This is a genomic window from Nocardia sp. CA-145437 (genome assembly GCF_050956485.1).
In the GTDB taxonomy this organism is placed as follows: domain Bacteria; phylum Actinomycetota; class Actinomycetes; order Mycobacteriales; family Mycobacteriaceae; genus Nocardia.
In genome coordinates this window covers 1,074,237-1,096,160 of record NZ_CP191204.1, presented here as the reverse complement: position 1 = coordinate 1,096,160, position 21,924 = coordinate 1,074,237, and the positions used below count along the sequence as shown (strand labels likewise).

Below are 21,924 nucleotides of genomic sequence, written 5' to 3'. Positions count from 1 at the left end.
GCGGTCCCTACTCGACGGTGACCGACTTGGCCAGGTTGCGCGGCTTGTCCACGTCGTAGCCGCGCGCCTGCGCCACCTCGGCGGCGAAGATCTGCAGCGGGACGGTGGACAGCAACGGCTGGTACAGCGTTGGGGCCGAAGGGATTTCGATCAGGAAGTCGGCGAACGGCCGCACCGTGTCGTCGCCCTCCTCGGCGATGACGATGGTGCGCGCGCCGCGGGCCTGGATCTCGCGGATATTGCTGAGCAGCTTGGAGTGCAGCACCGCCCGGCCCTTCGGCGACGGCATGACCACGAACACCGGCAGACCGTCCTCGATGAGCGCGATCGGGCCGTGCTTGAGCTCGCCCGCGGCGAACCCCTCGGCGTGCATGTACGCCAGTTCCTTGAGCTTGAGCGCGCCTTCGAGGGCGACCGGGTAGCCGACGTGGCGGCCCAGGAACAGCACCGTCGGCACGTGCGCGAACTGGCGGGCGATCTCACGCACCTTCTCGGCCGATTCCAGCACCTGCGCAACAAGTTTCGGCATGGACTCCAGTTCGGCGAACTCGCGCGCCACCTCGTCCGGGTACTTGGTGCCGCGCGCCTGCGCCAGCGCCAGACCGACCAGATAGTTGGCGGTGATCTGGGCCAGGAACGCCTTGGTCGACGCCACCCCGATCTCCGGGCCGGTGCGGGTGTACAGGACCGCGTCGGCCTCACGGGGGATCTGCGCGCCGTTGGTGTTGCAGATGGCGAGGACCCGCGCCTTCTGCTCCTTGGCGTGGCGCACCGCCTCCAGCGTGTCGGCGGTCTCGCCGGACTGGGAGATGGCGACCACCAGCGTGGAACGGTCCAGAACCGGGTCGCGGTAACGGAATTCGCTGGCCAGCTCCACCTCGACGGGCAGCCGCGTCCAGTGCTCGATGGCGTACTTGGCGAGCAGGCCCGCGTGATACGAACTGCCGCAGGCGACTACGAACACCTTGTCGACCTCGCGCAGCTCCTGGTCGTGCAGCCGCTGTTCGTCGAGCACGATGCGGCCGTTCGCGAAGTGGCCGATGAGGGTGTCGGCGACGCCCGTCGGCTGCTCCTCGATCTCCTTGAGCATGAAGTAGTCGTGGCCGCCCTTCTCGGCGGCGGCCAGGTCCCAGTCGATGGTGAACGGGCGGGTCCGCGCCTCGTCGGCCGTGCCCGCGAAGTCGGTGACCCGGTAGCTGTCGGCGGTGATGACCACGGCCTGGTCCTGGCCGAGTTCGACTGCCTCCCGGGTGTGTTCGATGAACGCGGTGACGTCGGAGGCGATGAACATCTCGCCCCGCCCGACCCCGACCACCAGCGGGGTGGACCGGCGGGCGGCGACGATGGTGCCCGGGTGGTCGGCATGGGTGAAGACCAGGGTGAACGCGCCCTCCAGGCGGCGCACCACGCTCAGCGCGGAGGCGACGAAGTCACCGGCGGTGTCCCCGGCCGCGTAGGCCTGCGACACCAGGTGCACCGCCACCTCGGTGTCGGTGTCGCTGCCCAGCTCGACGCCCGCCTCCTCGAGTTCGCGGCGCAGCGGTGCGAAGTTCTCGATGATGCCGTTGTGCACCACCGCGACCCGGCCGGTGCGGTCGCGGTGCGGGTGGGCATTGCGGTCGGTGGGCGCGCCGTGCGTGGCCCAGCGGGTGTGGCCCATGCCGGTGGACCCGGCGTAGCGCTCGGGCCCGCGATCGACGAGCTCGGCCTCCAGGTTGGCCAACCGCCCGGCCTTGCGTTCGACGGCCAGCCCGCCCGACCCGTCCAGAATCGCGACTCCGGCCGAGTCGTAACCCCGATACTCCATGCGGCGCAACGCATCGACCACCACGCCGAGCGCGTCCCGGTACCCCACATACCCCACGATTCCGCACATGGCTCACCAGCCTAGCCGCATCCGTTTTGGGTTCCGTGCGTCTCCGCGTGGGTTCGCTCGAGGCATTCGGCCGCCGGACCGACTAAGTTCATCTCCGTGTCGGTGTCTGTGAAATCGCTCCTGAGCACTCTGACCCTGCGTGGCCCGCACGAGGTGCTGCGCGGGAATCTCGGCATCGCCGGGCTGCCCGGGGTGGTGTACACGCCCGGCAAGGGGCTGAACCTGCCCGCGGTGGCCTTCGGGCACGGCTGGCTGACCGGGGTCGGCAACTACCGCCGCCTGCTGGAACACCTCGCTTCCTGGGGTTATGTCGCGGCCGCGCCCGACACCGAACGCGGGCCCATCCCCTCGCATCTGAACCTGGCCACCGACCTGCTCACCACCCTCGACATCTGCGCCGGGGTGCGGCTGGGCACCGGCAATATCAGCGTCCGCCCCGACCGCCTGGCCCTGGTGGGTCACGGCATGGGCGCGGGTGCGGCCGTCATCGCCGCCTCCCAGCGCGAGGTGGCCGCCGTCGGCGCCCTCTTCCCGTCCCCCACCGCGCCCTCCGCCGAGGCCCTGGCCGCCAAGGTCGACGCCCCCGCCCTCATCCTGGCCGGCGCCGCCGACATCGACTCGGTAAGCTCCGACGCCCTCCCCCTGGCCTCCGCCTGGGGCGAAGGAGCGATCCTCCGCTCCCTCGACAAGGCCACCCACAACGGCATGGTCGAAGGCCGCCGCGCCCTCGCCGCCCTCGGCGCGGGCAAGCACGAGCCCAAGACCGAACGCCTCACCCGCGCCCTCCTGGTCGGCTACCTCAACTACACCCTCCTCGGCGACAAGAAGTACAAGCCCTTCGCCGACCCCGAAGCCCTCATCCCCCACACGCAGGTCGTCGACCCCGACGCCGTCGAGGACGAGCCGGATCAGCCCCAGAAGCTCCCTGTCCTCCAACTCATCCAGGCCCTCCGCAAGTAACCCGACTGGGGGGCGACGGTCAAGGGATCTCCACGCCTGCCTCCGGAATCTCCAGCGGCACATCGGGACTTCCGAGCACCACGCCCGGATCGGCGGGTGACACAGGCACCGACGGGTCATCAGGCGGCATCCCTCCGTTCCGTTGCGACTCGCCGCCGCCCAGCGGTGCGGTCGGCCCCGGGGTTTCGGGCGCCGCCGGACACACGGTGGAACCACCCAGCTCGACTCCGCCCAGCCCGTCGCACCCGGACAGGCCGCCGCCGTCCGGCGATTTTCCGGCGTCCAGCTCGGCAGTTCCGATGCACGTGGGCGGTTCGTGCCCTCCGGAAGGCGCTGCCGGAGTGGGCGATTCAGCTGATGGCGGCGCCACACAGGGGACGTGAACGGGAGTGAACCCGGTCGGGACCTCCGCGGCGCACGGTGGACCTGTGGGCGTGGCAGCTTCGATCGGTGGCGAATTACCAGGTGGGCGCGGGTCTGGCGCGGCGGTCGCTGGATCGGGGTCACCGGCCGCGGGGATGGACGGGTGTCCGACTGTGTTGTCCGGGGCGAGTGCCGGTTTGCCGGAGTCGTCGGTGGTCAGGCTCCAGACCTGCGTTCGGCCGGATTCGTCGGTGACGGAGATGGACATGTCACCCGTTGGTTCGCGGTCGATTACGAAATGCTTTCCGGCGAGGTCGAATTCGAGATGGCCGGACGGAAGGTTCGATGTCCCTGGGCCGGGCGGCGGTTCGGCAGGCCTGTCCACACCCGTGGGCTTATACGAGTCGGCGTGCGCATTCGGGTCGGCCGGCTGGTCAGGGTAGGCAGAGTTCTCCCGCCCGGCAGGCGTCTCTCCGTCGCCCGGGGTATCGGATGCGGGGTCGGACAGGGAGCCGAGTTGTTCGAGGACGGCGGATAAGCCCTGCTGCAAACCGGTTTCGAGCTTGCCGATGAGGCCCGCGAGCGCCTGCGCGAACACTTCGGCCTGGGGCTGGGCCTGTTTCGGCACGGCGACGGATCCCGAATCGGCCGGGGTGGGTGTATTGGAGACCGGAGGCTCCACGCCGGCAGCCGGTCCGACAGAGGCGGGTTCGGTGGCCTCGACCGGACGGGTGGGCACACCCTTCGCACACGCGTGGTCACATGGTTGCCCGGTCGCGGTGCCGACGACGGGCCGACCGGGTCCCTCCTGCGCGGGTCCGGGCGCGCCCGAATCGCCCGGCCCGCAGCAGTCCCGCGACCGCGCTGCCCCGAGGTCGCCTTGTGGGCATTGGCCGGGGCCTACCGTCGGCGGCGAGGAATCCGGCTCGGACGGCGCGGGAGCCACGCTGGGCTGCGCCCCAGCAGGATTGGTCTGCACCCCGGTCGAGTCTGGCTGCGCCCCGACTCTGCTGCCGAGGAGGGCCGCGGAATTCGTCTCCGGTTGGGGCAGCAGGGTTTGGGACGGTTGTGGATAAGTGTGGTCGATGACCTGCTCGAAGGCCGTGATGATGGTCCGGTAGTGGGACTCGACGGTGTCGGCGGTGGCCGCGCAGGTGGCGGTGAAGGCGGCCAGTTGCCGGTCGACCTCGGGCCGGAACGTGGCGGTGAGCCAGGGGTCCGCTGTCCCGAGGGCGCCGATCGCGTCGGGGGTCCTGCCCTCGATGGTGATGTGGGCTTCGCCATCGGGGGTGGGCTCGAGCAGGCCTCGGGTTCGTTCCGCCTTGGTGAGGATGGCGTCGCGGATCGGGTCGGCAGCGGCGGCGATCGCCGTGGAGGCGGCGCGGAGGGTGTCGAGGTCGTCGCGGGCTTGGCGCAGTTGGGAATTCAGGAGGGCGAGGGCCTCGGTGCCGGTTGCGCCGGTCCAGGCCGCCGGAAGGGAGTTCGCCACCGAGTGGTGGGAGGTGAAGCGGGATTCGGCGTCCGCGAGCGCCTTGTCCAGTTCGGCTCGGGCGGTGTCGAATTCGTCGAGGTTCAGACCGCGTTGTTCGTCGTAGCGGGCGTAGATCTCGGTCAGGTTCACACCGGCTGGTTCACCGAATGCCTTGGCGTACAGGGGCAGGAACTGTTCCCAATAGCACAGGCCGGGCGCTCCGTGGTCGAGGATCTGATCGGCGGTTTTGCCGGTGGGGTCGAAGGTCATCGGCCGACCTGGTGGAGAGCGGTGGCGCGATCGTGGTCCAGGCGGGCGTATTCGGAGGCGGCGCGGTCGAAGACGTCGGCGGTGGCGGCGGCCGCGGCAGCCCAATGCCGGAGGCAGCCGGCCGCGCGCTCGAATCCACGATGGATCGCGGCGCCCTGGGCGGAGTAGTCGCGTCCCGCCGCGTCATTGCCGAGACCGAAGGCGTGGTCGCCGATGGCGTGGGCGTGCTGCCGCAGCGCCTCGGCGTTGTCCCGCAGGGTGGTGGCCGCGGTGTGCAGCGCGGTGACGCGCACGCCGAAGTCGCCGGATTCACCCATCGATCCCCCCTCGAATCCCCACGGACCATGGCCCGTGGCGTGAAACCCCCGTCAGCCCTGGCTAGGTGCCGCCGAGGTGTCCGCCGTCCGTGCGCACCCACGCGGTGGTGCCGTCGGAGTTGTGGTGGAATTCCCAGGCGGCGTAGTCACCGCCGCTGTCCACCACGGTCACATGGTCGGCGTAGCCGTCGTGATCCAGATCCGTCCACACCTGCATGGCGTGTGCGGTGCCGGTGGTCACGGTGTCGGCCAGGCCGTCCGCGTCGAGATCCTGTGTGGGGTGCGACAACTCGACCGCACCTAGCCCGCCCAGTTCCGAATGCGCGTCCAGTTCCGGCAGATCCAGCCCGGGCAGATCACCCGATGTGACCATGGTGTGCACTCCTCCGCAGTGGCGTGATCACCATCCTGGCACTCGCGATCACCCCTCGCACCACCTTCGATGCCGATTGTGGACAACTCGCGGCCTGGGGATGACTCAGCGCTTGGGGATGATGATCCACAGCGCGATGTAGAGCAGGAACTGCGGTCCGGGCAGCAGGCAGGAGAGGATGAAGAGGAAGCGGACGAGACCGGGGCTCCAGCCGACATATTCGGCGAGACCGCCGCACACGCCGGCGATCCACTTGTCGTGCTGGGAGCGGGTCAGTCGCTTCGGGGCCGGGGTCGGAAACTCTGTGGTCATGTCTCCACTCTGCCGAGCCGCGGCCGCGCGCACATCGGTCCCTCGCCCGATAACGACCCTGAACTTTCCGAGGCCCGACGTCAGGGTGCCACCCTGAACACGGCAGAATCGCCCTGGTGAGCACCACTCTGCATGCGCGCGGCCTGGCCGCCGGACACGGCGAGCGTCTGCTGTTCTCCGACCTGGACCTGATCCTCGCCCCCGGCGATGTGATCGGCCTGGTCGGGGTGAACGGGGCGGGCAAGTCGACCCTGCTGCGCATGCTCGCCGACGGCGACGCCCACGAGGGCGCGATCGTGCTGAGCCCGCCGGACGCCACCGTCGGCTATCTGGCCCAGGAGCCGGAGCGCATCGAGGGCGAGACGGTGCTGGAGTTCCTGTATCGCCGCACCGGGGTGGCCGCCGCCCAGCAGACCATGGACGCCGCCGCCGAACGCCTCGCCGACGGCGGTGACGACGAGTACTCCCCCGCCCTGGAGCGCTGGCTCGCCCTGGGCGGCGCGGACCTGGAGCAGCGCGCCGAGGAGGTGGCCGCCGATCTGGGCCTCACCGACAGCCTCCCGCACGGTCTGGCCACCCCGATGACCGTGCTCTCCGGCGGTCAGGCGGCCCGCGCCGGTCTGGCCTCGGTCCTGTTGTCCCGCTTCGACATCCTGCTGCTCGACGAGCCCACCAATGACCTCGATCTGGACGGCCTGGCCCGGCTCGAGCAGTTCGTGACCGGGGTGCGTGAGCCGCTCATGGTGATCAGCCACGACCGGGAGTTCCTGGCGCGCACCGTGAATCGCATCGTCGAGCTGGATCTGGCGCAGCAGCGGGTCGGCGTGTACGACGGCGGCTACGACTCGTACCTGGAGGAGCGGGCGATCGCGCGCCGCCACGCCCGCGAGGCCTACGACGAGTTCGCCGACACCAAGGCCGGCCTGGAGGCGCGGGCCACTATGCAGCGCAACTGGATGGAACACGGTGTCCGCAATGCCCGCCGCAAGTCGAAGGCGGATTCGGACAAGATGGGCCGCAAAGCCCGCGCGGAGTCCACCGAGAAGCAGGCGTCCAAGGTCAAGCAGACGCTCAAGCGCATCGAACGCCTGGACGTGGTGGAGGAGCCGCGCAAGGAGTGGGAGCTGCGCATGTCCATCGCGGCCGCCCCCCGCAGCGGCGCGGTGGTGGCCACGCTGTCCGGTGCGACGGTGTCCCGCGGCGAATTCACGCTGGGACCGGTGACGGTGCAGGTGGATTGGGGCGATCGCATCGTGCTGACCGGCGCGAACGGCGCGGGCAAATCCACCCTGCTGTCACTGCTGCTGGGAAAGATGAAGCCGGACAACGGTTCCGCGTCGATCGGTTCGGGCGTCGCGATCGGCGAGGTCGATCAGGCGCGCGGCCTGTTCCGCGGAACCGCCACCCTCGCGGACACTTTCAGCGCGCAGATCCCCGACTGGAACGAGTCGGATGTCCGCACCCTGCTCGCGAAGTTCGGTCTCCGCGGCCCGCATGTGCTGCGCCCCAACGACACTCTCTCCCCGGGTGAGCGCACCCGCGCCGCGCTGGCGCTGCTACAAGCCCGCGGCGTAAACCTACTGGTGCTGGACGAGCCCACCAACCACCTGGACCTCCCCGCCATCGAACAGCTGGAACAGGCCGTCGAATCCTTCGAGGGCACAGTCCTCCTGGTAACCCACGACCGCCGCATGCTCGACACCGTCACCGCAACTCGCCGCTGGCACCTGTCCAACGGACACCTCACCGAATCCCACTGACCGTCGAGTGGCACACCCTGGAGGGAAATTCGGACGAATCCCCGCCAGGGTGTGCCACTCGGCGAAGAGTCAGACCGCCTCGACCAGCTTGGCGAGATGGTCGGCGAGGTGGTGCGCCTGGTCCGGGTCGGTGGCCTCGACCATGACGCGGACCAGTTGTTCGGTTCCGCTGGGGCGCAGCAGGATTCGACCGGTGTCACCCAGCAGCTGCTCGGCCTGGGCGACGGCTTCCAGCACCGCGGGGGCGGTGGCGACGGCGGCCTTGTCCGTGACCGGGACGTTCACCAGGATCTGCGGGACGACCTGCACGATGCCCGCCAAGTCGGCCAGACTGCTGCCGGTCTCGGCCATCCTCGCCATCAGCTTGAGGCCGGTGAGCACACCATCGCCGGTGGTGCCGTAGCGCGGGAACACCACGTGCCCGGACTGCTCGCCGCCGAGGGTGTAGCCGCCGTTGCGGAGGTCCTCGAGCACGTAGCGGTCACCGACGGCGGTGGTGCGCACCGTGATTCCGGCCTCGCGCATGGCGATGTGCAGGCCGAGGTTGCTCATGACGGTGGCGACCAGCGTGTTCTCCACGAGGTCGCCGGAGTCGCGCATGCCGACGGCGAGCACGGCCATGATGGCGTCGCCGTCCACGACCGCGCCGGTGGCATCCACGGCCAGGCAGCGGTCGGCGTCGCCGTCGTGGGCGAGGCCGAGGTCGGCGCCGTGCGCGCGCACGGCGGCCTGGACCTGCTCGAGATGCGTGGAGCCGCAGCCGTCGTTGATATTGAGGCCGTCGGGGTCGGCGTTGATGGCGATGACGGTCGCGCCCGCCTCGCGGTAGGCGGCCGGCCCGACCTCGGAGGCCGCGCCGTGCGCGCAGTCCACCACGACGGTGAGTCCGCGCAGGTCACGGCCGGTGGCCTGGACCAGGTGCTCGACATAGCGTTCGTGGGTGCCCTCGAGGCTGTACCGGTCGTTCACGTCGAAGACGTGCCCGCCCAGGCCGGGGCGTCCGAGGATGCGGCCGATCGCCGCGCCGGTGGGCCGGGTGAAACCACCCTCCGCGACCAGCGCCTCGATCCGGTCCTCGACGGCGTCGTCCAGCTTGTGCCCGCCCGCGGCGAAGATCTTGATGCCGTTGTCCGGCATGGGGTTGTGTGAGGCGGAGATCATGACGCCCAGGCACGCGTCGTACACGCCGGTCAGGTACGCGACGGCGGGCGTCGGCAGCACGCCGACCGACAGCACGTCCACGCCCGCGGAGGTGAGGCCCGCGGTGACGGCGGCCTCCAGCATCTCGCCGCTGGCGCGGGGATCGCGTCCGACGACGGCGACGGCGCGCTTCTTCCCGCGGCTCAGGACCTGCGCCGCGGCGGCCGAAACCTGTAGCGCCAGTTCCGGACTCAGCGACCCGTTGGCGAGCCCGCGCACACCGTCGGTACCGAACAAACGTCCCATTACCTCAACACCCCTGCAGTTCGGTGGATACAGCACGAGAGCAGGCTTCCCGCCCTCTCCGGGACTCTCGCACTCCGCCGCGTTCCGCGGCGGAGTGCGTCCAGGAAAGAGGTGGCAACGGTTGTAAACCGTTGTGGGGAGCCTGCTCTCGCACAGGTTGCCGTGTAGACCGTACCGTGCCCGGTCCCCACGGGGGCCGGGCACGGTAGAGCCTGACGGCGCAATATCAGCGCTTCGAGTACTGAGGCGCCTTACGGGCCTTCTTGAGGCCGTACTTCTTACGCTCGGTGGCACGCGGGTCACGGGTCAGGAAGCCGGCACGCTTGAGGGCGGGACGGTCGTCCGGGGTGACCTCGATGAGGGCACGCGCGATGGCCAGGCGCAGAGCGCCGGCCTGACCCGACGGGCCACCACCGACGAGGCGGGCGTGGATGTCGAAGGTCTCGGTGCGCTCGACGGTGACGAGCGGGGACTTCACCAGCTGCTGGTGCACCTTGTTCGGGAAGTAGTCCTCGATGGTGCGGCCGTTCAGCACGAAGTTGCCGGAGCCCGGCACCAGGCGCACGCGGACCACGGCCTCCTTGCGGCGGCCGACGGTCTGCACCGGACGATCGATGATCACCGGAGCGGAGAAGGTCTCGGTGTACTCGGCCTCGGCCTCGTAACCGTCACCCTCCTCGACGACCTCCACGGCGGTGTCCTCGACGACGTAGTCGTCGTTGAATTCCTCAGGAGCGGTCACTGGGCCACCTGCTTGATCTCGAAGGGGATGGGCTGCTGGGCGGCGTGCGGGTGGTTCGGGCCCGCGTAGACCTTCAGCTTGCCGATGATCTTGTTGCCCAGCTTGTTCTTCGGGATCATGCCCTTGACGGCGCGCTCGACCAGACGGTCGGGGCGGGTGTCCAGGATCTGGCCCACGGTACGGCCCTTCAGACCACCCGGGTGACCGGAGTGGGTGTAGAGGACCTTGTCCTGCCGCTTGTTGCCGGAGATGGCGACCTTGTCGGCGTTGATGATGATGACGAAGTCGCCGCCATCAACGTTCGGGGCGTAGGTCGGCTTGTTCTTGCCACGCAGGATGTTCGCAGCCTGCACGGAAAGACGGCCGAGCACTACGTCAGTGGCGTCGATGACGTACCACTTGCGGGTCACGTCACCGCCCTTGGGGCTGTACGTAGGCACAGTGCATCCCTGTCTGTCGTAGGTTTTGCCAGCCAAGTACGCGATCGAGCTGAATCCCGGCGGCCGGTGGAGACCCGGGGCTCGTGTGACAGCCGGAAACCCGGCCGTACCGCACACCAACGAGCAACCATACCAGCGGGGACCGCGGACCCTCGAATCGGTCCCGGGAGCCGTGACCACCGGTCCGATGCGCCCCGCCACCGGGGGATGCCCCCGGCCGGCGGTCAGATGTGCAACGGCGGGCCGGGGTCGACCCCGCGCACCGGGCCGGGCAGCGTGTAGCGCAGCGTGTCGATGCCGGACCGCACGCAGTCCGTCTTGTGCGGGTCGCCGATGGTGGCGACGCCGGAGCCGGGCAGCCCCGAGACGAACGGGGTCACCGCGCAGCTCTCACCGACCGGGATCAGCTCGATATCGGTGGCCCGGGTCACACCGCCGACGGGCGCCGGGGATCCGGCCGTGGGGTCCTGGCGCTGATCCGAGTGCGCGCCCAGGAGCGACAGGGCCGCCGCGCCGACGATGATGGGCGCGCCGAACGGCTTGCGCATCTTGTTCCACAGCTTGCCCTTGCGCTGCTTGCGATCACCCTCGGAGCCGGATCCGGAGTCCGAATCCGACTGCCCAGCGGTATCTTCCGGCGTTTGCGGAGTAGACCCACGCACCCCCGACGACATCGACCCACCGTACATCGCGCCGGGTTGACCAGGAGCGTTTCCGCCGGATCCAGCAAAACTCCCGCGACCCGAACCGGACGTATCCCCCTCGGCCCCATAGGGACCCGCCGGGTAAGCGCCGCCGCCGTAGCCACCTTGGCCGCCGTAACCGCCCGAGCCGTATCCGCCCTGGCCGTACTGGCCGGCGGCGCCCTGCTGGCCGCCGTACTGCCCGCCCTGACCCGGCTGCGCGCCGCCGGGACCGTAACCGCCCTGCGCCGAACCCTCCGAACCTGCAGCGTTCGCCGAACCGTAGCCGGTGCCGTAGCCGCCCGCCGAGCCCGGACCGCCTGTGCCGGGCCCGAATTGACCCGCCGCTCCGCCCTGCTGCGGATAGCCGCCCGTGGTCGGGCCACCCGGTCCGAAACCGCCGCCCTGGCCGTAACCGCCGTGAGCGCCCGGACCGCCCTGTGGGCCCTGCCCGCCGGGGCCGTAGCTTCCCGCCGAACCCTGTTGCGCACCCGTGGAACCCGAGCCCTGGCCGCCCTCGGGGGCAGACCCGTAGCCATGACCCGATCCGGCGCCGCCGTGGTCACCCGGACCGAAGACCGTGGTCATCTGGTCATCGGCGGGTGAGCCCGGCGGCCGCGTGAATCGGCCGCCGACGCCTTCCAGACCGGGCGGCAGCGTCCCTCGTCCCCCGACGACGGGCTGCGACCCGGTAGCCGGGCCCTCGGACCCGCGCGCAACCCTGTGGCCCGCATCGATACTCGGGCCGGTCCCCGCGGCGGCGGTCCGGTTCTCGCCCGCTCCCGCCTGCGCGGTCAGCCGGGCCAATTCCTCGGGCGTCACCCGCTGGGTGATACCGCCGGGTCCGGTGTTACCGGTGGGGCCGCCCTGAGATGCGGCCTCCTGCCCGGTGATTCGCCGCGTGAGTCCTTCGGCGGCCGGATCGGCCACCGGCTGCGGGCCCGGCCCACCCGCCTGCGGTCCCTGCGCCGCGGCGGCCTCCTCCGCCGTCGGACGACGCGTCCGGGCGTCCGGATCGCCGCCGTCGCGGTCACCGTCGACCGCGGGCTGCGGGCCGGTGCGGGGCGCGGAACCCGAGCGCTGCGGAGCGGATTCGGGCGCCGGCGGTGAATCCATGTGCCGGGGAATCAGTTCCGGCTGCTGGGACAGCGGTTCGGGCTGGCGCTGCAGCGCTTGGTCCGCGTCGCGGCCACCGGTGACGTGGCGCGGCCCCTGCTCGACAGGCCGCGCTTCCGCTCCGCCGGCCTGCTGTCCGACGCCGACCGACTGTTGTCCCGCGCCGCCCGGCTGCTGCCCGGAACTGTTCGACTGCTGTCCCGCACCGGGCTGGGGCCGGTCGTAGGCCGGGTCGCCTTCGCTGTCGGCGACCAGCAGATGGGTCGCGCCGAGGACGAGGGCGTGCATCGGGTGGTCGGCGACCTGGAAGCGGTGGCCGAGGTGGTTCTGGAAGGCCAGTCGCAAGGCGTCGTTGAAACAGACATTGCCGGTGAGCAGCACCGTGGAGGTGTCGGCATTGATGGCACGGGCCGCGGCCATCACCTCGATGACCACATTGTCGGCGGCATGCGCCTCGTGCAGCGCCTCGGCGGTGATGGCGACGCTGACCGATTCGGTGGGCTGGTCGTCATTGCCGTGCACCGCGACGACGAGGCATTCGCGGCCATCGGAGTAGACGCCGACGGCTCCGACGCCGGGTCCGCGGCCGGGCGCGCGCACCAGGCCGAGGGCGCGCACGTAGCCCGAGAGCGCCACCGACTCGGGCAGCGGTTCGGCGGGTACACCGAGTTGTTCCACCAGCCGCACGAATTCGTCGACCTGCGGGTCGGGCCATTCGTCGGGGAAGGGCAGCGCCAGCACGTCGGGCGTCGCCCCCAAGTGCTCGATCACCGAGGCCAGCGGGTTGTGCATGCGCGCCCGGAACACCAGTTCGGCGGGCCAGGTCGCCCCGGCCACCACGATCTGCGGATGCCCGATGATGTCGCGCACATCGGAGATGGCGATGCCGACATCCGGCCGCCGGTCCACGCCGGCGGTGTGCAGCCGGCCCGACGAGTCGGCCAGCAGATATGCGGGCGGCGTGTACGAGCCCTCGACCTGGACCGGGCGTATGGGTGAACCGCCGCCACCGGCGGCCACCGACACCACGTCCCAGCCGAGATGCACTGCCCCAACTCGCGCTGTCACAGTCATAAGTCTGCCTGCTCGCTCCGTTGAGCGCGCGACCGAATCACTCTTCGCACCCCTGCGCGAGTGTGTCCCCGGTCACGCCGCAGACTTCTTCAAACGCAGGCGCGACCAGGTGAACAGGGTCAGCAGCGTCGCGATCACGCACAGCATGGCCACATCCAGCGACCACGCGGCGACCGTGTGCTTCCAGAAGCTGTCCTGCTGCGCCGCGGCCGAGATCGACAGCTCGGGCAGATTGACCGTGGACGCTCCGGCGGCATAGCCCCAGCGCGACGGGAACAGCCAGGACAGCTGATCCAGTACGGCGCGACCGGTCACCGGAATCATGCCGCCCGCCATCACCAGCTGGGCCATGATGACCACCACCAGCAGCGGCATCACCTGCTCGTTGGATTTGGCCAGCGAGGACAGCACCAGGCCCAGGATCACGCAGGCCACCGCGGTCAACGCGATGTCGAGGTAGAGCTCCACGGTGCCGAGCGAGAGCACCGCGCCCGTGGCCGGTGGCTTCTTCACCGCCAGCACGATGCCGATCATCACGGCCGACTGCACCAGCGCCGCCAGGCTGAACACCACGACCTTCGACATCAGATAGGCGCCGGAGCGCAATCCGACCGCGCGTTCGCGGTAGTAGATGGCCCGCTCGCCGACCAGGTCACGCACGGTGAGCGTGGCGCCCATGAAGCACGCGCCGAGGATCAGCACGACCAGCAGCTGTTGCGCCTCACCGTTGTTGGCGCGCACGAAGCTGCCATCGGGCGCCTGCACGAATCCGACGGACTCGAATCCGCTCTTGCCCTGCACGACCAGTGATAGACCGCCGAGCACGAACGGCAGGATCCCTAGGAACGCCAGATAGCCGCGGTCGGCGAAGATGAGCCGCAACTGCCGCCGGGCCAGGGTCGAGAACTGTTTGAACGGACTGGATTTGGGCGCCTTCGCCCGTTCCACCGGTTTCACCGGCGCGGGCGGCTCCGCGAACGCCTGGCGGGAGCGGAAATTCGCGAAGGCCCCATCCGGATCGGCGGCGACGCGGCCGAAGATCTCTGCCCAGTCGCTGGTGCCCATGGAATGCCCGACGCTGCCCGGATGCCCGCAGAAGGCGGTCTTGCCGCCCGGGCCCAGCAGCAGCACCTGGTCGCACATGTCCAGGCAGGCCACCGAGTGGGTGACCACGATGACGGTGCGCCCGGCGTCGGCCAGTTCCCGCAGCATGGTCATGACCTGGCGGTCCAGCGCCGGGTCCAGGCCGGAGGTGGGCTCGTCGAGGATGAGCAGCGAGGGGCCGGTGAGCAGCTCCATGGCCACCGAGGCGCGCTTGCGCTGACCGCCGGAGAGCCGGTCCACGCGGGTGTCGGCGTGCTGGGTGAGCGAAAGCTCCTTCAGCACATCGGCGATCACCTGCTTGCGGTCGGCCTTGCTGGTGTCCGGGGGCAGTCGCAGCTGGGCGGCGAAGTTGAGCGCCTGCTTGACGGTGAGCTGCCGGTGCAGCACGTCGTCCTGCGGCACCATGCCGATGCGGGAGCGCAGCGCCTCGTATTCGGCGTGCAGGTTGCGGCCCTCGAAGGTGACCACGCCCGCGGACGGAAGCGTGGTTCCCGCAATGAGTTTCGACAGCGTGGACTTACCCGCGCCGGAGGGTCCGATGAGCGCGGTCAGCGATCCGCGCCCGGCCTGCATGTTCACGTCCACGAGCAGCTGCTTGTTGCCCTCGACGGTGAACGAGACGCCGTGCACGTGCAGGCCCTGTTCGGCGACCGGCCGCTGCCGGTGCACGAGCGTGCCTTCCTGCACGACGAAGTCGACGTTACCGATGGTGACGATGTCGCGTTCGCGCAGCAGCGCGCGCTGTTCGCGGCGGCCGTTGACGAAGGTGCCGTTGGCGGAGTTGAGGTCCTCGATGGCGAGGCCCTCACGGTCGGGCACCAGCCGCGCGTGCTTGCGCGAGGCCATCGGATCGTTGACCACGATCTCGTTGTCACTGGTACGACCGATGTGCAGACCGTTGCGCGGAATCCGGTCGGCCCGCGCGATGGCCGCGGTGGAGGCCCGCGCACGGATCGGCGGCAGCGCCGAGGTGTCCGCCTTGGTGGTCATGTTGATGGGATCGCCGCCCTGCGGCGGCTGGTTGACCGGCGGGCGCACCACATTCGGCGTGGCCGCGTTGCCGACGGGCGGAGTCGGCCGCTGCGGCACCGGATTCGGCTGCTGATGCTGCGGACCCGATACCGGCCGGTTCGGATTCCACTGATTCTGGTTGGGCTGAGCCACGTTCGGCGGCTGCCAGGCCTGCTGCGGTCGCTGCTGCACCGGCGGGCGCTGCGCGAACGGCTGCTGCGCCTGCTGCGGCTGTCCCACCTGGGGCAGCGGCCGGGACGGCGGCCGGTTCTGCTGCGGCGCCGGCCGCTGCTGCGGTTGCGGTTGCGGCGCGCCACCGCCGCCGCGCGCGAGCTGCGGCAGCAGGTGCAGCAGCGGGCCGCTGATGGCGTCGCCGAGCCGCACCTGGGTGGGCCGGTTGATCACCAGCGGCGTGGTCAGCCGGCGGGCGTCCACGAAAACGCCGTTGGTGCTGCCGTTGTCGCTGAGCATCCACGATCCGGCCTCGTAGCTCAGGATCGCGTGCACGCGGGAGACCAGTGGGCTGTCGACGAACAGCGTCACCTCCGGCGCCCGGCCCATCGTGATCTGCTGAGTCGCGTCGAAGACCCGTTCGGTTCCATCATGACGCACGGTGATCTGCTGCGCCCCCGGTGAAGACATGGTGGGATGATAATTGAAGCCCCCGGAGTCCGGCGTCGCGCTTCTCGGCCGTCCGTCCGATTCCGGGACACGATCGGTATCGGTTGTCGAGGGAGAACACGTGGGGAGACGCCGGGGGGAGGCGGTGCGCACGCGCCGGTCCACGGGAATTCGCCGTGTATTCGTGACGCTGGGCGTGGTGCTCGTGGCGGTCGCGCTCTTGTCCGGATGTACACGAAATGTTCACGGCCGGGCCGTATCGATCTACGACGACCCGTTCAAGGTGGCCGGTCTGCCTACCACCGGCGGTCCCAGCGGCCCCCGCTCCGGGGTCCCGGATTCGACGCTGACCGCGGAGAACTCCGACGGCGGCAGTATCGACAATTTGGTGCTCAACGCGCTCGACGACATCCAGACCTATTGGCAGGGCGAGTTTCCGCGCGAGTTCGGCGGCGCCTTCAGCCCGGTGGACCACTTCATCTCCTGGAACGCCAAGACGCCGCGCTCGCAGGCCGGGCAGTTCTGCGGCGAGACCAGCTACCGGCTCGTGAACGCCGCCTACTGCCGACTGGACGGTTCGGTGGGCTGGGATCGCGGGGTGCTGCTGCCCGCGGTGGCCGACGAGTTCGGGAAGATGTCGGTGGTCATGGTGCTGGCCCACGAGTACGGGCACGCCATCCAGGAGATGGCCAAACTGGTCGGCCGCCGCACCCCGACGATCGTCAAGGAGCAGCAGGCGGATTGCTTCGCGGGCGCGTTCATCCGGAATGTGGCCGAGGGCAAGGCGCCGCACTTCACGATCAACACCTCCGACGGGTTGAACGCGGTGCTGGCCGCCACGGTCGCCTTCCGCGACGCCGACCCCGATGATCCCCAGAGCGTGCACGGTTCCGCGTTCGAGCGGGTGACGGCCGTGCAGATCGGGTTCACCGACGGCGCCAAGGGCTGTAAGACCATCGACCAGAACGAGATCGACCGCCGCCGCGGCGATCTGCCGCAGACTCTCGGCAACGACGCCAATCACGGCCAGTCCGAGGTGACCCAGTCCAGCCTGCAGGAGCTGGCCAAGTCGATGGCGACCATCATGCCGGTGCGCGAGGAACCCGAGTACGGCTACGACACCGCGAAGCTGAACTGCCGCAATGGCGCCGACACCGTGCCGGTCACCTACTGCCCGGCCACCAATCGGATCGGCACCGATGTGCCCGCGCTGCACGACCGCGGCGTCTCCAATGCCGACGACCAGGACGCGTTGCCCGCCAACGTGACCGGCGATTTCACCGCCTACATCGTCTTCATCTCCCGCTACACCCTCGCCGTGCAGCACGCCGCCGGACTGCCCCTGAAGGGTGCGAAGACCGGTCTGCGCGCGGCCTGCCTGTCCGGGGTGATCTCCGGGAAACTGGCCGACCCGAGCCGCAAGGCGTCCGGCGGCATCTCGCTGTCCGCGGGCGATCTGGACGAGGCGGTCTCCGGTCTGCTCACCGACGGACTGGCGGCCAGCGACACCGACGGCAAGACCGTGCCCAGCGGCTTCTCCCGCGTGGACGCCTTCCGCGCGGGCGTGCTCGGCGCCAATCAGGAGATCTGCTACTCCCGATACACCTAGGGGCGCGGGAGTTCTCGCGTCCTACCCGAAGGGCGGCGGCGCGACCGGCTCCAACCGCAGCACCCGGTTGCCGAGCATGACCTCCGCGCCCGGCACCAGCGTGAACGGCTGATTCGGTTGCAGCCGAACCCAATCGCGATAGCCGGGCGGGCGCACCCGGGTGCCGTTGGTGGAGCCGCGGTCGACGATGGTGACATCCCAGTTCACCAAGCGGATCTCGGCGTGCGCCCGGGACATGCCGCCGGAGCTGTCGTCGATGCGCAGTGGCAGCAGGCCCCCGCGGGCCGGTTCGGACAGTTCGGGATCGCGGCCCACCACGGCGTCGGCCGCCAGCATGAAGGTCATGCCGTCGTCGAGCACCAGCATGCCCAGCGGCGGCCGGATCACCTCGGACACGTGCTGGGTCTGATCCACCGGCATGCCGCACACGGTGCAGAAGGCGGCCCGCGGGTCGCTGGGATGCGCCCGCGCGCATTTGAATCCGAGCACCTTCGCGGTGAGCGCGGTCGCCTTGGCGGTGGCCTCGAGCCGTCGTTGCAGGTCCGGGTCGGGTTTGGGCGCCGGGTTGGTGCCGCTCAGCTCGCTCGCGCCGCCCATCTCGGTGGGCGCGTGGTGCAGGTCCGGCGCTGCCGGAATGCCCTCGGTGACCGGGTCCACCGGGGCGGGATCCAGGTTCGCGGGAATCCGATTGGAGGTGCGGGTCGGGATCAGGTCCGGGTCCACCGGCGGCGGTTCGGGTTCGGGATCGCGTTCGGCGTCGAAGGCGGCCGTGGGCGGCGGCGGTTCCGCGGCCCGGTGCCGCGCCCCCACCGGACGCGCCGGGGTGCGTGACACCACCGGTTCGCCCTCGAACCACACCACCGCGCCCGACGCGGGCGCGAGTCCCTCGACGAGCGAGCCGATTCCGCGCTCGGGCAGTTCCGGCGCCCGCTGCCGCGGTTCGTCGATGAACAGGGCCGCGGCCCGCGCGGGCGGCGCGGCGACCCGGTCCACGGTGAAGGCGGCGTCGCTGCCGCGGTAGTACTCGACCGCGGTTCCGGCCAGCACGGCCGTCACCGATCCGTGCAGGAAGATGGCCAGCCCGCCGGTGTCGGCGGTGGACAGGATGCCGAATTCGATGGGCTGCCCGGGCGAGATCCGCTCGGCCTCCTTCATCAGCCAGCGGGTGGCCTGCCGCGCGATCTGCCGCCCCGGCCCGTCCGGGACCAGATCGGTGGCGTCGGCGACCAGGTCCCCGAGCGCCCGCACCGCCGTCACGGCCCGCGATTCGGGCGTGATCGGACCCCGCTCCCGATGCGCGACCAGGATCACCGCTCCCGCCACCCGGCTCAGCGCATGGCCGCCCGCGACGACCTCGACCTGCCGATCCATCACGGGAACCGGCCCCCGGGAAGCACGCGACAGGGATCCTTCAGCACAGCCACCAGGTTACGTGCCCGTCCGGCACCGGCTACAGTCGCGGAGAGCAGCGGGGGGAGCCGCTGCGTCCGGCGAGGATCCAGGAGTTGATGCGATGGCACTGAGTCCTGGCACCATCGTCGGCGGATACCGGATCGTTCGCGTGCTCGGCTCGGGCGGCATGGGGACCGTGTATCTGGGCAAGCATCCCGAGTTGCCGCGCATGGACGCGCTCAAGGTGCTCTCCGCCGAGTTGACCAGCAACGAGGAGTTCCGCGGCCGCTTCGAACGCGAGGCCAATGTGGTTGCGGGCCTGGACCACCCGAACATCGTCGCGGTGCACAATCGCGGCGAGGAGAACGGGCAGCTGTGGATCGCCATGCAGTATGTCGAGGGCACCGACGCCTCGGCCGAGCTCAAGCGCGATCCGGCCGCCATTCCGCCACTGCGGGCGCTGTCCATCGTCACCCAGATCGGCCGCGGCCTGGACTACGCGCACCGGCGCGGCTTGCTGCACCGGGACGTGAAGCCCGCCAACTTCCTGCTCTCCACCGCCGCCGGTGAGGACGAGCGGGCACTGCTGGCCGACTTCGGCGTCGCCAAGTCCACCGAGGACACCACCGAACTCACCCAGACCGGTAGTTTCGTCGCCACTATCGCCTACGCGCCGCCGGAGCAGCTGTCCGGGTTGCCGCTGGACCACCGCGCCGACATCTACAGCCTGGGCTGCTCGTTCTTCAAGCTGCTGACCGGCCGGAACCCGTATCCCGCAACGCAACCGGCGCTGGTCATGATGGGCCACCTGCACGAGCCGCCGCCGCGCGCCACCGATGTCGATCCGTATCTGCCCGCCGCGCTGGATCAGGTCTTCGCGCGGGCGATGGCGAAGAATCCGGCCGAGCGCTTCAATTCCTGCCGCGAGTTCACCGAGGCCGCCACGGCCGCGCTGGTGCCGGGCTACAACCCGGTGTCCACCACTACTTCTCCGACCTATCCGATCCAGATCGCGCCGCCGGGCTTGCTGCCGGCCGGTGAGACCCAGAGCGGCATACCGGTTTCCGCGGCCGAGCCCACCGAGCTGGTGCGGCCATCGCGCAACCGGACCCGGCTCTACCTGGGTGTCGGTGCGGCGACGGTGGCGGCCGCGGTGGCCGTGGGCATCGGCATCGTCGCCAGCGGTGGCAGCGAGACCGGTTCCGCCGCAACGACGTCCGCCGGTGCGGCCCCGGCCGCGAACACCGCCCCGAACTCGGTGGACCAGGCGCGCAAGGACAATCCCGCGTTCCAAGGCAAGTCCGTCACCGTCGTCGACGTGACCGGCGACGACTACAACACCAAATACAGCATCTACCTGACCGGCAGTGATCAGGCGAAATACCTGGAGAGCCTGGGCTTCGTCTACAACGCCCAGTACCAGCCCGCGGCCGGGGAGACCTCCCCGCGACCCTCCTCCGGCTACGGTTCCTTGAAGGTGACCGACGACTCGTACATCATCGCGGTCCGCAGCGACGCGAAGGCGGGCGGCGGCGGCCTGCTCGGCCTGCCCAGCGAGATCACCAGCTCCCGCGCCATCGTGGTGCCGGTCGACGACGCGTCCGCGGTCGCGGCGATCCGCAATTGGACCCCGGAATCCGGTCAGACCCTGCTCACCAAACTGGTTCCGGTCCTGCACAACCGGATCAAGTAGGGTTTTGCCGGTCAGTCAGCTCTGGGGAGGGGAACCCATGCGCCTGCGCGCAGCCATGTCCGCGGCCTTCGCCGTCACGGTGATGATGACCGCCGCCTGCGGCTCGGATCCGGGGGCCGCCGCCCCGGCCGAGCCGGTCATCGACCTGGCCAAGCTCGACACCGGCAACCTGATCACCCAGCCCAAGAAGTACGACAAGGCCGAGAGCAAGGAACTCGGCCGCGCCGTGCAGGCCGAACGGCTGGCCAACTATCTGCCGCTGCCGGCGGAAATCAATCCGGTGGTCAAATATCCTCCGGCCGCGGTGAACGGCGCGATCCGCCCGTTCATCGATCTGGGCTCCAATGCCGTGAAGATCCGCACCAACGCCAAGGCCTCCGATCTGAGGGCCGCCGCGCCCGGCTTCCTGTCCGGCTACGTCACCACCGGAAACTCCGACAAATCACCGGGGCTGTCCTACGAATTCGCGAACACGGTGCTGATCTTCACCGACGACGCCGCGGCGAAGGCGGCCGCGCAGGCCCTGGGCCAAGCCGATTTCGACGCCGCCCCGAGCGACCGCCTGCACCTCGACAAATATCCGGACGCCTTCGTCTACCTGGACAAGTCCTACGATTTCAACGCCACCGTCCGATCCTGGTACGCCACCGGCCGATTCGTCATCTTCGGCTACGTGTGGGACGACGTGATGGCGGAGACCAAGGTCAGCGATCCGGCCGCCCTGCTGGCGCGCGTCCAGCTCGGGATCGACGTCATCCCGGGCGCGCTGGCGAAGTTCCCGGCCGTCGCGCCGGACAAGCTGACCGAGCAGCCCGTCGACCTGGACGGCGTGCTCGGGCGGACGCTGCGCACCGTCGTCGACGATCAGTCCGAGCGCGGCATCCCCGGCGTCTACGACCGGCACGGCGGACTCCAGATCTTCCCCGGCGACGACAACGCCGCACTGTTCGAGCAGGCGGGCGTGGACCGGGTGGCGTTCAACGGCGGCTACGTCTTCCGCGCCCGCGACGCCGCCGGAGCCGCCGCCATCGTCGCCGAGCGCTCCGGCACCTCGCGCACCTTCCGGCCCGCCGACTCCCCCGTGAACCTGCCGAATGCGCAGTGCCGCAAATACACCGGGCCGCAGCGCTTCTCGATCACCTACTACTGCTACGTCACCCACGGTCGCTTCGCCGGTGAGGTGGCGGCGAGCCAGTTGCTCGATGCCCAGCAACGGATCTCGGCGCAGTATGCCCTGTTCGTCAATGCGGAAAAGTGATCGGGAGAGGACGGGAATGATCTCGCGACGATT

Annotated in this window: 16 protein-coding genes; 5 read left to right on the top strand and 11 right to left on the bottom strand. The window is 70.1% G+C overall.

The window, feature by feature from the left end:
• Positions 1 to 7 precede the first annotated feature (7 nt).
• Positions 8 to 1,876, bottom strand: coding sequence for a glutamine--fructose-6-phosphate transaminase (isomerizing) (glmS, locus tag ACQPYY_RS04760; RefSeq protein ID WP_379105288.1), 1,869 nt, complete (start codon positions 1,874 to 1,876; stop codon positions 8 to 10).
• Positions 1,877 to 1,972: 96 nt separating this feature from the next.
• Here glmS and ACQPYY_RS04755 point away from each other — a divergent pair, with 96 nt between their 5' ends.
• Positions 1,973 to 2,836, top strand: a complete 864-nt coding sequence (locus tag ACQPYY_RS04755) for a dienelactone hydrolase family protein (RefSeq protein WP_433592876.1) — start codon at positions 1,973 to 1,975, stop codon at positions 2,834 to 2,836.
• A 19-nt stretch (positions 2,837 to 2,855) separates the two neighbouring features.
• Here the strand turns inward: ACQPYY_RS04755 and ACQPYY_RS04750 are convergent, their stop codons facing one another.
• The 4 genes from ACQPYY_RS04750 to ACQPYY_RS04735 form a co-directional block, all read right to left on the bottom strand.
• Positions 2,856 to 4,940 carry a hypothetical protein gene (locus ACQPYY_RS04750; RefSeq protein ID WP_433592875.1) on the bottom strand — a complete coding sequence of 695 codons (2,085 nt, stop codon included), beginning with the start codon at positions 4,938 to 4,940 and terminating at the stop codon, positions 2,856 to 2,858.
• Positions 4,937 to 5,257 carry a hypothetical protein gene (locus tag ACQPYY_RS04745; RefSeq protein ID WP_379105282.1) on the bottom strand — a complete coding sequence of 107 codons (321 nt, stop codon included), beginning with the start codon at positions 5,255 to 5,257 and terminating at the stop codon, positions 4,937 to 4,939. Before ACQPYY_RS04745 ends, ACQPYY_RS04750 begins: the two co-directional genes overlap by 4 nt.
• A 61-nt stretch (positions 5,258 to 5,318) precedes the next feature.
• The gene (locus ACQPYY_RS04740) at positions 5,319 to 5,630 is read right to left on the bottom strand and encodes a DUF6802 family protein (RefSeq protein ID WP_379105280.1); all 312 of its coding nucleotides are present in this window, start codon (positions 5,628 to 5,630) and stop codon (positions 5,319 to 5,321) included.
• Positions 5,631 to 5,735: 105 nt separating this feature from the next.
• Complete coding sequence (locus tag ACQPYY_RS04735; protein WP_357088867.1) at positions 5,736 to 5,942, bottom strand: PspC domain-containing protein; 207 nt, start codon at positions 5,940 to 5,942, stop codon at positions 5,736 to 5,738.
• A 116-nt stretch (positions 5,943 to 6,058) separates the two neighbouring features.
• On the opposite strand from ACQPYY_RS04735, the gene ACQPYY_RS04730 reads away from it, so the two are divergent.
• A complete protein-coding gene (locus ACQPYY_RS04730) occupies positions 6,059 to 7,702 on the top strand; it encodes an ABC-F family ATP-binding cassette domain-containing protein (protein WP_433592874.1) in 1,644 nt (547 codons plus the stop codon).
• Between the two features lie 69 nt (positions 7,703 to 7,771).
• On the opposite strand, the gene glmM is transcribed toward ACQPYY_RS04730, so the two are convergent.
• From glmM to ACQPYY_RS04705, 5 genes are all read right to left on the bottom strand, one after another.
• Positions 7,772 to 9,148 (bottom strand): phosphoglucosamine mutase, encoded by a 1,377-nt coding sequence (gene glmM, locus ACQPYY_RS04725; protein ID WP_433592873.1) that lies wholly within the window; start codon positions 9,146 to 9,148, stop codon positions 7,772 to 7,774.
• A gap of 226 nt (positions 9,149 to 9,374) precedes the next feature.
• A complete protein-coding gene (rpsI, locus tag ACQPYY_RS04720; RefSeq protein ID WP_357282280.1) occupies positions 9,375 to 9,890 on the bottom strand; it encodes a 30S ribosomal protein S9 in 516 nt (171 codons plus the stop codon).
• Positions 9,887 to 10,330, bottom strand: a complete 444-nt coding sequence (gene rplM, locus ACQPYY_RS04715; protein WP_357088878.1) for a 50S ribosomal protein L13 — start codon at positions 10,328 to 10,330, stop codon at positions 9,887 to 9,889. The genes rpsI and rplM overlap by 4 nt, the downstream gene beginning before the upstream one ends.
• Before the next feature lie 224 nt (positions 10,331 to 10,554).
• Complete coding sequence (locus ACQPYY_RS04710) at positions 10,555 to 13,197, bottom strand: hypothetical protein (protein WP_433592872.1); 2,643 nt, start codon at positions 13,195 to 13,197, stop codon at positions 10,555 to 10,557.
• A 78-nt stretch (positions 13,198 to 13,275) separates the two neighbouring features.
• Positions 13,276 to 15,960 (bottom strand): ATP-binding cassette domain-containing protein, encoded by a 2,685-nt coding sequence (locus ACQPYY_RS04705; protein ID WP_433592871.1) that lies wholly within the window; start codon positions 15,958 to 15,960, stop codon positions 13,276 to 13,278.
• Between the two features lie 169 nt (positions 15,961 to 16,129).
• Between ACQPYY_RS04705 and ACQPYY_RS04700 the strand changes: the two genes are divergently transcribed.
• Positions 16,130 to 17,548, top strand: a complete 1,419-nt coding sequence (locus ACQPYY_RS04700; RefSeq protein ID WP_433594567.1) for a metallopeptidase — start codon at positions 16,130 to 16,132, stop codon at positions 17,546 to 17,548.
• A 21-nt stretch (positions 17,549 to 17,569) separates the two neighbouring features.
• Here the strand turns inward: ACQPYY_RS04700 and ACQPYY_RS04695 are convergent, their stop codons facing one another.
• Positions 17,570 to 18,919: an FHA domain-containing protein gene (locus tag ACQPYY_RS04695; protein WP_433592870.1), complete on the bottom strand. Its 1,350-nt coding sequence runs from the start codon at positions 18,917 to 18,919 to the stop codon at positions 17,570 to 17,572.
• A 142-nt stretch (positions 18,920 to 19,061) separates the two neighbouring features.
• Here ACQPYY_RS04695 and ACQPYY_RS04690 point away from each other — a divergent pair, with 142 nt between their 5' ends.
• Together ACQPYY_RS04690 and ACQPYY_RS04685 are read left to right on the top strand one after the other, a co-directional pair.
• Positions 19,062 to 20,633: a serine/threonine-protein kinase gene (locus ACQPYY_RS04690; protein ID WP_433592869.1), complete on the top strand. Its 1,572-nt coding sequence runs from the start codon at positions 19,062 to 19,064 to the stop codon at positions 20,631 to 20,633.
• Between the two features lie 37 nt (positions 20,634 to 20,670).
• Positions 20,671 to 21,891, top strand: coding sequence for a DUF7373 family lipoprotein (locus ACQPYY_RS04685; RefSeq protein ID WP_433592868.1), 1,221 nt, complete (start codon positions 20,671 to 20,673; stop codon positions 21,889 to 21,891).
• Positions 21,892 to 21,924: the final 33 nt, after the last annotated feature.

What these genes read in the sequence shown, in the direction of transcription:
- ACQPYY_RS04750 (WP_433592875.1), bottom strand. Translation starts at nt 4,940, where the DNA reads ATGACCTTCGACCCCACCGGCAAAACCGCCGATCAGATCCTCGACCAC.
- glmS (WP_379105288.1), bottom strand. Translation starts at nt 1,876, where the DNA reads ATGTGCGGAATCGTGGGGTATGTGGGGTACCGGGACGCGCTCGGCGTG.
- ACQPYY_RS04690 (WP_433592869.1), top strand. Translation starts at nt 19,062, where the DNA reads ATGGCACTGAGTCCTGGCACCATCGTCGGCGGATACCGGATCGTTCGC.
- glmM (WP_433592873.1), bottom strand. Translation starts at nt 9,148, where the DNA reads ATGGGACGTTTGTTCGGTACCGACGGTGTGCGCGGGCTCGCCAACGGG.
- ACQPYY_RS04735 (WP_357088867.1), bottom strand. Translation starts at nt 5,942, where the DNA reads ATGACCACAGAGTTTCCGACCCCGGCCCCGAAGCGACTGACCCGCTCC.
- ACQPYY_RS04705 (WP_433592871.1), bottom strand. Translation starts at nt 15,960, where the DNA reads ATGTCTTCACCGGGGGCGCAGCAGATCACCGTGCGTCATGATGGAACC.
- ACQPYY_RS04745 (WP_379105282.1), bottom strand. Translation starts at nt 5,257, where the DNA reads ATGGGTGAATCCGGCGACTTCGGCGTGCGCGTCACCGCGCTGCACACC.
- ACQPYY_RS04685 (WP_433592868.1), top strand. Translation starts at nt 20,671, where the DNA reads ATGCGCCTGCGCGCAGCCATGTCCGCGGCCTTCGCCGTCACGGTGATG.
- ACQPYY_RS04695 (WP_433592870.1), bottom strand. Translation starts at nt 18,919, where the DNA reads ATGGATCGGCAGGTCGAGGTCGTCGCGGGCGGCCATGCGCTGAGCCGG.
- ACQPYY_RS04740 (WP_379105280.1), bottom strand. Translation starts at nt 5,630, where the DNA reads ATGGTCACATCGGGTGATCTGCCCGGGCTGGATCTGCCGGAACTGGAC.